13 protein-coding genes are annotated in these 10,894 nt (G+C 68.1%); 7 read left to right on the top strand and 6 right to left on the bottom strand.

The window, feature by feature from the left end; all coding sequences use genetic code 11:
* Window position 1 precedes the first annotated feature (1 nt).
* The 4 genes from ACVC7O_RS05365 to ACVC7O_RS05350 all read right to left on the bottom strand — a co-directional run bounded on the left by ACVC7O_RS05365 (window position 2) and on the right by ACVC7O_RS05350 (window position 3,483).
* Window positions 2–1,462: an efflux RND transporter periplasmic adaptor subunit gene (locus tag ACVC7O_RS05365; RefSeq protein WP_458325058.1), complete on the bottom strand. Its 1,461-nt coding sequence runs from the start codon at window positions 1,460–1,462 to the stop codon at window positions 2–4.
* A 93-nt stretch (window positions 1,463–1,555) separates the two neighbouring features.
* On the bottom strand, window positions 1,556–2,098 hold the full coding sequence (gene moaB, locus ACVC7O_RS05360) for a molybdenum cofactor biosynthesis protein B (RefSeq protein WP_458325057.1): 543 nt from the start codon (window positions 2,096–2,098) through the stop codon (window positions 1,556–1,558).
* Between the two features lies 1 nt (window position 2,099).
* A complete protein-coding gene (locus tag ACVC7O_RS05355) occupies window positions 2,100–2,711 on the bottom strand; it encodes a LysE family translocator (RefSeq protein ID WP_458325056.1) in 612 nt (203 codons plus the stop codon).
* A complete protein-coding gene (locus tag ACVC7O_RS05350; protein ID WP_458325055.1) occupies window positions 2,704–3,483 on the bottom strand; it encodes a uracil-DNA glycosylase in 780 nt (259 codons plus the stop codon). Before ACVC7O_RS05350 ends, ACVC7O_RS05355 begins: the two co-directional genes overlap by 8 nt.
* Before the next feature lie 107 nt (window positions 3,484–3,590).
* Between ACVC7O_RS05350 and ACVC7O_RS05345 the strand changes: the two genes are divergently transcribed.
* The 5 genes from ACVC7O_RS05345 to ACVC7O_RS05325 all read left to right on the top strand — a co-directional run bounded on the left by ACVC7O_RS05345 (window position 3,591) and on the right by ACVC7O_RS05325 (window position 7,369).
* Window positions 3,591–4,538: an aspartate carbamoyltransferase catalytic subunit gene (locus tag ACVC7O_RS05345; RefSeq protein WP_458325054.1), complete on the top strand. Its 948-nt coding sequence runs from the start codon at window positions 3,591–3,593 to the stop codon at window positions 4,536–4,538.
* On the top strand, window positions 4,535–5,080 hold the full coding sequence (locus ACVC7O_RS05340; RefSeq protein WP_458325053.1) for a hypothetical protein: 546 nt from the start codon (window positions 4,535–4,537) through the stop codon (window positions 5,078–5,080). Before ACVC7O_RS05345 ends, ACVC7O_RS05340 begins: the two co-directional genes overlap by 4 nt.
* 117 nt (window positions 5,081–5,197) lie before the next feature.
* Window positions 5,198–6,481 carry a dihydroorotase gene (gene pyrC, locus ACVC7O_RS05335; RefSeq protein WP_458325052.1) on the top strand — a complete coding sequence of 428 codons (1,284 nt, stop codon included), beginning with the start codon at window positions 5,198–5,200 and terminating at the stop codon, window positions 6,479–6,481.
* The gene (plsY, locus tag ACVC7O_RS05330) at window positions 6,481–7,089 is read left to right on the top strand and encodes a glycerol-3-phosphate 1-O-acyltransferase PlsY (RefSeq protein ID WP_458325051.1); all 609 of its coding nucleotides are present in this window, start codon (window positions 6,481–6,483) and stop codon (window positions 7,087–7,089) included. Before pyrC ends, plsY begins: the two co-directional genes overlap by 1 nt.
* Window positions 7,073–7,369, top strand: coding sequence for a hypothetical protein (locus tag ACVC7O_RS05325; protein WP_458325050.1), 297 nt, complete (start codon window positions 7,073–7,075; stop codon window positions 7,367–7,369). The genes plsY and ACVC7O_RS05325 overlap by 17 nt, the downstream gene beginning before the upstream one ends.
* On the opposite strand, the gene ACVC7O_RS05320 is transcribed toward ACVC7O_RS05325, so the two are convergent.
* Window positions 7,354–7,740: an ectoine synthase gene (locus ACVC7O_RS05320; RefSeq protein WP_458325049.1), complete on the bottom strand. Its 387-nt coding sequence runs from the start codon at window positions 7,738–7,740 to the stop codon at window positions 7,354–7,356. The genes ACVC7O_RS05325 and ACVC7O_RS05320 overlap by 16 nt on opposite strands.
* 72 nt (window positions 7,741–7,812) lie before the next feature.
* On the opposite strand from ACVC7O_RS05320, the gene ACVC7O_RS05315 reads away from it, so the two are divergent.
* Window positions 7,813–8,751 carry an aldo/keto reductase gene (locus ACVC7O_RS05315; RefSeq protein WP_458325048.1) on the top strand — a complete coding sequence of 313 codons (939 nt, stop codon included), beginning with the start codon at window positions 7,813–7,815 and terminating at the stop codon, window positions 8,749–8,751.
* Entirely contained in the window at window positions 8,748–9,818 is a 1,071-nt protein-coding gene (locus ACVC7O_RS05310) for an NAD(P)/FAD-dependent oxidoreductase (RefSeq protein ID WP_458325047.1), read from the top strand. Before ACVC7O_RS05315 ends, ACVC7O_RS05310 begins: the two co-directional genes overlap by 4 nt.
* On the opposite strand, the gene ACVC7O_RS05305 is transcribed toward ACVC7O_RS05310, so the two are convergent.
* Window positions 9,813–10,832, bottom strand: coding sequence for an alpha/beta hydrolase (locus ACVC7O_RS05305; RefSeq protein ID WP_458325046.1), 1,020 nt, complete (start codon window positions 10,830–10,832; stop codon window positions 9,813–9,815). The two genes, ACVC7O_RS05310 and ACVC7O_RS05305, sit on opposite strands and share 6 nt — an antisense overlap.
* Window positions 10,833–10,894 lie beyond the last annotated feature (62 nt).

Genomic DNA, 10,894 nt, shown 5'->3' with positions numbered 1-10,894 from the left:
CCTACCCGCCCATGCGGCTTTCGATCCGCGCCACCATCTGTGCGGGGACCTCGCGTTCGGCCAGCTGGGCCAGCACGCGCTCCTTGGTCTCGGGCGGCATGCGCTCGCTGCTCTGCACGAAGGCGACCAGCCGCGCGCGGCGCTCTTCGCTCAGCTCCAGCATATCGGGAAGCGGCACCGGCGCGCGACGCGCGTCCTGCCGCAGCGGCCGGATCGACACACCGGGCCCCAGCAGCGGTGTGCGCCGGGTGACCACATCGCGGCCCTCGAGCCCCTCGCCCTGCACCAGAACCTGGTCGCGCTGGCGCCGCACCAGCGTCACCGGCACCGCCTCGAGCCGGTCATTTTCCGTCCGGGCCAGCACCGTCAGGTCCGGCCCCAGCGCCGAGGCGGGCAGGCTGATCACATTGTCCAGCGGTTGTTCCTCGATCTGCACGGTCACGAAATCTCCGGGCCGGAACCCCGGCGCATGGGTCAGCCGCGCAAAAACGCGCCGCCCGGTCTGCCCGTCCCCAGCCCCCGCGCTGACCCGCGACAGCTCTCCGGTGGCCTGCAGATCCACCCCCGTGATATCAAGTGCAGCCAGCACCCGCGTGTCGATCAACCCGCCATCGGGGCGCAGCAGCCTTGCGTATTGCGCCGTCGAGACCTGGAACGACACCTCCAGGTCCGTCGGGTCGATCAGGTCCGCCAGCCGCTCGTTCACCGCAACCAGCCGCCCTTCGACCACCGTTGTCTCGCTCAGCGTGCCGGCAAAGGGCGCCTCAATCGCCGTGTCGACAAGGTTGCGCCGCGCTTCGGCCAGCGCAATGCGCTCGCGCGACAGCTGCGTCGCCGACAGATCAATTCGCGCTTCGGCCCGCGCCACGTCCTGCCGCCGCGCCAGAACCGTTGACCGGGCCGTCGCCGCATTCAGCTCCGCGCTCTCCACGGCAGCGGCGGTGCCGACCCCGCGCGCCGCCAGATCGACCTGCCGGTTATACGCCTTCTGCAGCAGGGTGACCTGTTCTTCCGCAGCCTCCTGCTCGGCGCGTGCGAGGTCAAGCGCGCGTTCCGCATCGCGCACCTCGGCCTCCGCATCCGCCAGATCCGCCGACAGCCGGTCGAAATCCGCCTGCATCTCGGACGGATCGATCCGGACCAGCACATCGCCACGGGCCACATTGCCCGCATCCTCGAAATTTTCGTGCAGGGCGGTGACCCGCCCGGCCACCGCCGCGCGCAGCTCCAGCGTGCGCCGCGAGGAAATCTCGCCAAAGGTCTCCATCACAGGTGTGATCGTTCGGGCCTCGGCCCGCTGCAGGTTCACCGCAAAGATCCGTTCACGCGCGGGCGGCACCACCGCCTCGGCGTTCAAACGTGTCTGCACGGCCTGCTGCACCGCATAGCCCGCATAGGCGAGCAGCCCGAAGCTGACCGCCGCGAGGAATACCCCGATCATACTCTGGCGTAAAAACCGCATTCCGCCGTGTTCCTAATACCTTACCCCCGGGCGCTTATACCCCAAGTTAGCGCGGAAATATACCAATCCACAGCATTCTTACGTGCCAAACGGCTATTTCCGTCGCCGATGCTCATCGAGGCGCGGAAAAATCTCAACAAAGTTGCAAGGGCGGTGCCGATAGTCCAGCTGCCGGGCCAGAATTTCGTCCCAGGCGTCCTTGCAGGCGCCCGGGCTGCCCGGCAGTGCAAAGAGGTATGTGCCCAGCGCCACACCGCCCGTCGCCCGGCTCTGCACCGCACTTGTGCCGATCTTCTGCATCGACACCATGGTGAAGACCGTCCCAAAAGCGTCGATTTCCTTCTCATAGACATCGCGGTGCGCCTCCACCGTCACGTCGCGCCCCGTCAGCCCCGTGCCCCCGGTCGAGATCACCACATCGACCCCGGAATCCTTGCACCACGCGCGCAGCTGCGTGGCGATCTGGTCGCGCTCATCGGGCAGGATACGCCGGTCTGCCAGTTCATGACCCGCGTCGAGCAGCCGCTGCACCAGCACATCGCCCGAGCGGTCCTCCGCGAGGCTCCGGCTGTCCGAGACGGTCAGAATGGCAATCCGGACGGGGATGAACTCGATGCTTTCGTCAATGCGGCTCATGTCAGGCTTTCTCCAGAAGGGCGAGGCGCGCGGCCAATGCGGTGAAAATGCCCGCCGTGATCCAGTCGAGCACCCGGCTGCCCTTGGCCAGCCGCTGGCCCAGCGATCCGGCAAAGACACCAACCAGCCCGTTGATCACGAAACCACCCACCCCGATCACAGCGCCGAAGATCAGGAACTGACCGAGCACCGATCCCGCCTCCGGGCGCACGAACTGCGGTACGAAGGCCAGCACGAAGAGGATGACCTTGGGGTTGGTCAGATTGACCAGCAGCCCCGCGCGGAACGCCTGCCGCACCGGGGGCAAAGGCCCGGCCTCGCTCTGCGGTGCCGGGCGCAGCGCCTGCCATGCCAGCCACAGAAGATACGCCACCCCGATCCAGCGGATCACGTCAAAGGCCCAGGGCACCGAGGCCACAACCGCGCTCAGCCCCAGCCCCGCCATCAGCACGTGGATCATCCCACCCGTCGCGATCCCCGCGCTCGCGAGCCAGGCCGCTTTCGGCCCCGCGCGCACGCCCTGCCCGAGGCAGAACATCATGTCCGCCCCCGGCGTCAGGTTCAGCGCCAGCGCCGCCGGGATGAAGGCCAGCAGGACAATCGGGTCAACCATCAGCCAGCCGCGCTTTCAGACTCAGCAAGTCCGCCCAGGCTTCCCGCTTGGCCGCCGGTTGGCGCAACAGATAGGCCGGGTGGAACATCGGCAACGCGGGCAGCCCGCAAGCCTCCGTCCACGTCCCGCGCAACCGGGTGATCCCGCGCTTGCCCAGCAACGTCTGCGCCGAGATATTTCCCATGATCACCAAGAGCTTGGGCTGTGCCAGCGCGATATGCCGCTGCAAAAAGGGACGCATCATGGCGATCTCTTCGGGCTGCGGGTCACGGTTCTGCGGCGGGCGCCAGGGCAGCACATTCGTGATATAGACGGGCGCTGCCGCCTCGGCGCGCCCCATGTCGATGGCCGCGAGCATCCGGTCCAGCAACTGCCCCGCACGCCCCACGAAGGGCTTGCCCTCGCGGTCCTCGTCGCGGCCCGGCGCTTCCCCCACGATCATCACCGGCGCCCCTGCGATCCCGTCCGAAAACACCAGGTTCCGCGCGCCCCGCTTCAACGCACAATGCTCAAATCCGGCAAGTGCCGCACGTAAGCTCTCCAGGTCCGGCGCCGCCGCCGCCAGGCGCTCTGCCTCCACCACGGGATCCGCAGCTGCCGCCACCGCAGGCGCGGCCAGCGGTGCCGCAGCGGGCGCCTTGGCCTTCGGCTTCGCCACCGTCTCCGGCAGCTCATAGCAGTTGACCGGCGCATCAGAGATCGCCTCGGTCGCGCCCAGTTCGACCTGCCACTCCAGAAGCGCCAACGCGTGATGAAACTCGGATGATTCCATGGCCGCAGCCTACGACGTTGCCTGCCCGAGATGAACCGCTGTCCGACCCGCTTGCCCGTCCGCCATGCGCTGCCTATAACGCTGGAAATCACGATGAGCTGCAGCCCATGAGTTTTCCGCACCGCCACCTGCTTGGGATCGAGGCCCTGCGCCCGGAGGAGATCGCCACGGTGCTGGATCTGGCGGATCGCTACGCCGCCCTCAACCGCAAGCCCGACAAACATGCCGACGCGCTCACCGGGCTCACCCAGATCAACATGTTCTTCGAAAACTCCACCCGTACACAGGCGAGCTTTGAGATCGCGGGCAAGCGCCTCGGCGCCGATGTGATGAACATGGCGATGCAGGCGAGCTCGGTGAAAAAGGGCGAAACGCTGATCGACACCGCCCTCACGCTGAACGCCATGCACCCCGACCTGCTGGTGGTCCGCCACCCGCACTCGGGCGCCGTCGATCTGCTGGCCCAGAAGGTCAACTGCGCCGTGCTGAATGCGGGTGACGGGCGGCACGAACACCCCACGCAGGCGCTGCTCGACGCGCTCACCATCCGGCGTGCCAAGGGGCGGCTGCACCGGCTTTCGATCGCGATCTGCGGCGACATCGCGCACAGCCGCGTGGCGCGCTCGAACATCCTGCTGCTGGGCAAGATGGAGAACCGCCTCCGCCTCATTGGCCCGCCCACACTGCTACCTTCCGGCATCGCCGAATTCGGCGTCGAGGTCTTCCACGACATGGCCGAGGGGCTGAAAGACGTGGACGTCGTCATGATGCTCCGCTTGCAAAAAGAGCGCATGGATGGCGGGTTTATCCCCAGCGAACGCGAGTATTACCATCGGTTTGGCCTGGATGCCGAGAAGTTATCCCATGCCAAGCCCGACGCCATCGTCATGCACCCCGGGCCCATGAACCGCGGCGTGGAAATCGACGGCACGCTCGCCGATGACATCAACCGCAGCGTCATCCAGGACCAGGTCGAAATGGGCGTCGCCGTGCGCATGGCCGCGATGGACCTACTCGCCCAGAACCTCAAGCTGACCCGGGCCGAACCCGCATGAGCACCCCCATCGACATCGCCGCAAACGAGCGCGGCGTGATCCGCGTCTTCGCGATCAATGCCGCCGCCGACGAGATCGCTCAGCAGCTGAAAACACTGCCCAAAGCAGACCTCGCGCGTCAACTTCTGGACGCTCCGCATCTCGACACCACCAGTGTCGAGCTCTTCCCCGTGAGCGACCTCACCGGCATGGGGCTCGCGGGCTATCTCGCCGAAGGCTACGCGGTTGCAGACAGCACACTCAACACAGACCGTGCCAAGCTCGACGCGCTCGACGGCTACGTCCTGCTGCTCTTCTCCGAAAGCTTCAAGGGGGCTGCGGCCATGCTCACGCCCACCGCCACGCTCACGCTCATCGGCACCTATGCCGAGGCCCAGCCCGCGGACAGCGGACCGCCGATCGACACCGACAGTGCCAAACCCTACAGCGGCGCGGCCCAGATGACGCCGCCCACCCCGGCGCGCGGCCCCGCAGGCAGCGCCCTCGTGGCACTCGCACTCGTGGTGCTCAGCGGGCTGGCGCTCTGGTGGCTGCTCTCATGACAACAAAGGCGCCCTCGCGATGAAAGAACCGAAAGACCCCAAGATGTCGGGCCGCATCGCGATGATCGCGCTGCTCGTCGCCTTCGGCGTGGTCGGCCTGATGATCTGGGTGGGCGGATGAGCAAGATCACCTTTCTGAATGCCCGGCTGGTCGACCCCGAACAGGACGAGATCGTGATCGGCGGCCTGGTGGTCGAGGACGGGCGCATCACCAAGCATCTGCCCAAGGACGCGCCGCGCCTCACCTCCGGGCGTGTGATCGATTGCGGGTTGAAATACCTTGCCCCCGGCATCGTGGATCTCGGGGTGAAGGTCTGCGAGCCCGGCGACCGGCACAAGGAAAGCTACCGCTCCGCGGGCCTCGCGGCGGCGGCGGGCGGGGTCACCACGATGATCACCCGCCCCGACACCGACCCCGCCATCGACAGCCCCGAGACGCTTGAATTCGTCGCGCGCCGCGCGAGCGAGGCAACGCCCGTCAACGTGTTGCCCATGGCAGCACTCACCAAGGGGCGGCAGGGCCGCGAGATGACCGAGATCGGCTTTCTGATGGACGCGGGCGCCGTCGCCTTCACCGATTGCGACCGCGTGATTACCGACACCAAGGTGGCCGCGCGGGCCTTCCGCTACGCGGCGGGCCTCGGTGCCTTGATCATCGCCCACCCGCAGGAGCCGGGGCTGAGCCACGGCGCCGCCGCGACCTCCGGCAAATTCGCGAGCTTGCGCGGCCTGCCTGCCGTCTCGCCCATGGCCGAGCGCATGGGCCTCGATCGCGACATCGCGCTCGTCGAGATGACCGGCGCGCGCTATCACGCCGACCAGATCACCTGCGCCCGTGCCTTGCCCGCGCTGGCGCGCGCCAAGGCAAACGGGCTCGACATCACCGCGGGCACGTCGATCCATCACCTGACGTTGAATGCGCTCGACGTGGCCGACTATCGCACCTTCTTCAAGCTCAAGCCCCCCCTGCGCGACGAGCAGGACCGGCTTGCCGTGGCAGAAGCGGTGAAATCCGGGCTGATCGACGTGATCTCCTCGATGCACACGCCACAGGATGAAGAAAGCAAGCGCCTGCCTTTCGAGGAGGCCGCCTCGGGCGCCGTGGCGCTGGAAACCCTGCTGCCTGCTGCCATGCGCCTCTATCACGCGGGGCTCATCGACCTGCCGACGCTCTGGCGCGCGATGTCCTTCAACCCCGCCCGGCGCCTCGGGCTGACCTGCGGGCGGCTCACCGTCGGCGCGCCGGCCGATCTGGTGCTCTTCGACCCCGACGCGCCTTTCCTGATGGACCGCACCACCCTGCGCTCGAAATCGCAAAACACCCCCTTCGACGGCGCCCGGATGCAGGGCAAGGTGCTCTCCACCTTCGTCGGCGGCACCAGCGTCTACGAGAAATCCTGATGCCCCTCTTCGAGCACGCCGCCCCCCTCCTCGCCCTTTGGGCCCTCCTCGGCTACCTCCTGGGCTCCATCCCCTTCGGCATGGTGCTGGCGCGGATCATGGGCCTCGGCAACCTGCGCGACATCGGCTCGGGCAACATCGGCGCCACCAACGTGCTGCGCACCGGCAGCAAGACCGCCGCCGCGCTGACCCTGCTGCTCGACGGGGGCAAGGGTGTGATTGCGGTGCTGCTCGCCCGCGCCTTCGGCGGCGAGGACACCGCCCAGATCGCCGGGCTGATGGCCATGCTGGGCCATTGCTACCCGGTCTGGCTGCGCTTCAAGGGCGGCAAGGGGGTGGCGACCTTCCTCGGCATTGTGCTGGCGCTGGCCTGGCCCGTCGGCATCGGCTGCTGCCTCGCCTGGCTCGCAGGGGCCGCGACCTCGCGCATCTCGTCCATGGGCGCGCTCTTTGCCGCCGCTGCCAGCAGCCCGCTGATGGTCTTCACCGGCCATCCCGAGGGGCTGTTCCTCGCCATCGCCCTGACCCTTCTGGTGTTCTGGCGTCACCGCGCCAACATCGCCCGCCTGCGCGCAGGCACCGAGCCGACCATTGGCGGCAAATCCTGACCCGACCGACCTCACAGAGGTCACCGCACTCCTGGACGCCCTGCCCCAGGGCAGCTTCACCGGCACCGCAGCCCACCGCCGCTACCTGCTCACCAAGACGCTCTTCAGCGACGGGCGCGCGGTGAAACTCGTCGCCGAGGAGTTGGGCGGCAACGACTACATCAGCCTCAACCTCTACCGCCTGCGCAGCGGCCCGCGGCTCTTTCCCTGCGAAATGCCCCGCGCCAAGGTCATCGCCTTCCTGCAGGCCCTCCGCGTGACCGGTCAGGACGACGCATAGCTCCCATCGGGCCCATGCACCTCATCGCCCTGCAAGGCAGGCGAGAACACACAGATGAAATGCAAAGGCTCGGGCCCAAGGGCCTCGACCTGGTGGCGTTCATGCTCATTCGGCGCATAGAGCACCCCCGGCCCGATCTCATGCACGGCGCCAGTGTCGAGCTCGGTCACCCGGCCCGTGCCGCCGATGCAATAACAGGCCTCGATGTGATGCTTGTACTGCAAGCTCAGCACCTCGCCCGGCATCACCTGCGTATCGGTCATCGAAAACCCCATCCCGTCGCTTTTCACCAACAAGCGCAAGCTGGTCCACCCCGGCCCCGACGCATCCCGCGCGGTGCCTTCCAGCTCGGATTTCCGTGTGACGATCATGCTCTGCTCCTTCTGATCCATGCGTGGGATTGACTGTTGCACGCCTCTGCCCCGCGTGCCACTTCTGAGCGTATGACCAAACTCTTAACAAGTCCCGACGGGACCCCCGCCAGCCGCCTCGCCTTTGGCACCATGCAGTTCGGAGGCCGCGCCGATGCCACCGCCTCGCGCGCGATGTTCGACGCCTGTATCGCCGCGGGCATCACCCATTTCGACACCGCGCATGTCTACAACGACGGCGCCTCGGAAGAGCTGTTGGGCGGCATGCTCGGGGACCAGCGAGATCGCCTGATCATCGCGACCAAGGCCGCCTACACGGGCGGCGGCTCGAAGAAGAACATCCACGACAGCTTCGCGATCTCGCGCAAGCGGCTCGATATGGATATGGTCGACATCCTCTACATGCACCGCTTCGACCCCGACACCGACCTGCACGAGAGCATGGAGGCGCTGGCCGAGCTGAAACAACAGGGCCTCATCCGCTACGTGGGCGTGTCGAACTTCGCCGCCTGGCAAGTGGTCAAGGCCATCAACATCGCCGCGAAATTCGACATCACCATCGACATCCTGCAGCCGATGTACAACCTGGTGAAGCGCCAGGCCGAGGTGGAAATCCTGCCCATGTGCGCCGATCAGGGCGTGGCCTGCGCGCCCTACTCGCCCCTGGGCGGCGGGCTGCTCACCGGCAAATACACAAACGGCGGCGCCGGGCGGCTCACCGAGGATGACCGCTACGCCGCCCGCTACGGCCTTGACTGGATGCACGCCGCCGCCACCGGGCTCAGCGCCGTGGCGGACGAGGTCGGCGCCGATGCCGCCACCCTCGCCGTCGCCTGGGCCGCCGCGCACCCGATGGGCCCCACACCGATCATCTCCGCGCGCTCTGCCGACCAACTCGTGCCCTCGCTGGCAGCGTTCAGCTACGAGATGTCGCCCGATCTCTACGCCCGCCTCGCAGCACTGAGCCCGACGCCCCCACCCGCCACGGACCGGATCGAAGAGCAGGCGTGACCGACATCCTCGTGATCGGCGGCGGTATCGCCGGGCTCAGCGCCGCGGCGCGCCTGTCCGCCACGGCCGATGTCACGGTGCTCGAGGCGGAAGACGCGCTCGGCTATCACGCCTCGGGGCGCTCCGCGGCCCTGATCGAGCCCAACTACGGCGCGCCCAGCGTGCAGGTGCTCAACCGCGCCAGCGTGGCCTTCCTCTCGGACAACGGCTACCTGACCCCGCGCGGGCTGATGATCGTCGCGCAAGCCCATGAAAAAGACGCCTTCGCCCAGGATATCGCCACACTCGGCACCCCGCCGATCCCGCTCGACGAGGCCCTGCAAAAGGTGCCGATCCTCGACCCCGCGAAACTCGCCTTCGCCGGGTTTCACAGCGACGCACAGGACATCGACACCGATCGGCTGCTGCAGGATTTCGCGCGCACCCTGCGCCGGGCGGGCGGCACGGTCGAGACCAACTGCCGCATCGACAGCATCCGCTTCCAGGCCGGGCACTGGACGCTGCGCTGCGGGGACCGCCACTTCACCGCGCCGCTGCTGGTCAACGCGGCAGGCGCCTGGGCGGACCAGGTGGCGCAGATGGCGGGCGTCGCCCCGCTCGGGATCGTGCCGCACCGCCGCTCCATGGCGCGCATCCCCGCGCCGGGTGGCCATGATGTGCGCGACTGGCCGATGTTCTTCGGCGTGGGCGAGCGCTGGTACGCCAAGCCCGATGCGGGCTCCTTGCTGGTCTCGCCCGCCGATGAGGACCCGGTCGCGCCGCACGACGCCTGGGCCGAGGAGATGACACTCGCCGAAGGCCTCGCCCGCTACGAGCAAATGGTGACCGAGCCGGTCACCCGGATGCAATCGAACTGGGCGGGCCTGCGCAGCTTTGCCCCCGACCGCACGCTGGTGCTGGGCCGCGACCCGGCGCACCCCGCCTTCATCTGGTGCGCGGGCCAGGGCGGCTACGGCGTCCAGACCGCCCCGGCAGCATCGCAACTGCTGGCCGATCTCGTCACCGGCGCCCCACCCGCGCTGGACCCCGAGACCGTCACCGCCCTGAGCCCCGCGCGGTTTTCATAGCGCCCCGGTTCGGGACGCGCGCGCGAGAATCCAATCCGTCATGGCCTCCAGCGTCCCCGGCGCAAAGGCGTGGCGCCCTTCGAGCAGGAAGCGCAGCATCGCAGCCCGCGACCATTGCTCCGTCAGTTGCCAGTTGTAGGCCCGCGCCTTCAGCAGCCCGTGGGTCGCCTCCGGCCAGAGCACCACCTGCGTCTCCACATCCCGCGCCCCGAGCAGCGCCTCGTAGATCGCGGCCTCCGCCCGGGCATCGACATTCAGGTCCGCCGCGCCCCAGATGGCAAAGAGCGGCAACTCCAGACCCGCGAGCGCCGGGCGTGCATCCGCAAGGCGGTTCTCCCGGACAAAGCGCCACCGGTCCGGCGACATGCCCTCCGGCGCATCCGAGGGCCGGGCCGCCGCGCCAAAGGCGCGCGCATCGGCGCGGTCCTGATCGGCGAGCGCCTCTGTGATCGCCCCCTCCGCCATGCCCTCCAGCGCAAGCCGGGTCCGGGTGAAGTAATCGCCCTGCGCCTGCCAGGAGACCGCCGGCCCCACCAGCACGAGGAACTCCGCATCTTCCGGGCTGAGCCGGGGCAAGACCCACCCCGCCTGGGAAAACCCAACCGCGCCAATGGGCAGGGCCCCGAAGCGCGCCCGCAGCGCGGCCAGCGCCGCGCGGGTCTCGGTCGCACGCGCGGCCATCGACTGGTGCAGCCAGTTGCCCTCTGACCCGCCCACCCCCGGCTTGTCCCAGGCCGCCACCGCGATCCCCCGGTCGAGAAAGACGTTGATCAGGGGCGCGTAACCACCCCCAGCGGTGCGGTCCTGCGGCCCATCGCCATGCACGAAGACCACCGCCGCGCGGGGCGCTGTGAAGGGCAGCCAAAGCGTTCCGGCAATCCGGTGATCTTCCACCGCAAATGCAAAAGGCGCGCTCTCGTGCCGCTCCAGATCATGATCCATCAACCTCCAGAGTAGCAGCGAGGCCAGAGCCACGACCGCCGCGCCGATGATCACCCAAGTTCCCACTTTCACCAGATGCGCCTTCAGCCCCGTGGATGCTCTCTCACAGGTAGGTGCTTTCCGGGTAGACACAA

This window comes from Roseobacter cerffii, assembly GCF_054226325.1.
The sequence above is the reverse complement of the archived record's forward strand: the minus strand, read 5'-3'. Positions and strand labels throughout refer to the sequence as shown.

Bases quoted from the DNA above. Each gene is read 5' to 3' on its own strand.
- ACVC7O_RS05365 (WP_458325058.1), bottom strand. From the start codon at position 1,462: ATGCGGTTTTTACGCCAGAGTATGATCGGGGTATTCCTCGCGGCGGTC.
- moaB (WP_458325057.1), bottom strand. From the start codon at position 2,098: ATGAGCCGCATTGACGAAAGCATCGAGTTCATCCCCGTCCGGATTGCC.
- ACVC7O_RS05355 (WP_458325056.1), bottom strand. From the start codon at position 2,711: ATGGTTGACCCGATTGTCCTGCTGGCCTTCATCCCGGCGGCGCTGGCG.
- ACVC7O_RS05350 (WP_458325055.1), bottom strand. From the start codon at position 3,483: ATGGAATCATCCGAGTTTCATCACGCGTTGGCGCTTCTGGAGTGGCAG.
- ACVC7O_RS05345 (WP_458325054.1), top strand. From the start codon at position 3,591: ATGAGTTTTCCGCACCGCCACCTGCTTGGGATCGAGGCCCTGCGCCCG.
- ACVC7O_RS05340 (WP_458325053.1), top strand. From the start codon at position 4,535: ATGAGCACCCCCATCGACATCGCCGCAAACGAGCGCGGCGTGATCCGC.
- pyrC (WP_458325052.1), top strand. From the start codon at position 5,198: ATGAGCAAGATCACCTTTCTGAATGCCCGGCTGGTCGACCCCGAACAG.
- plsY (WP_458325051.1), top strand. From the start codon at position 6,481: ATGCCCCTCTTCGAGCACGCCGCCCCCCTCCTCGCCCTTTGGGCCCTC.
- ACVC7O_RS05320 (WP_458325049.1), bottom strand. From the start codon at position 7,740: ATGATCGTCACACGGAAATCCGAGCTGGAAGGCACCGCGCGGGATGCG.
- ACVC7O_RS05315 (WP_458325048.1), top strand. From the start codon at position 7,813: ATGACCAAACTCTTAACAAGTCCCGACGGGACCCCCGCCAGCCGCCTC.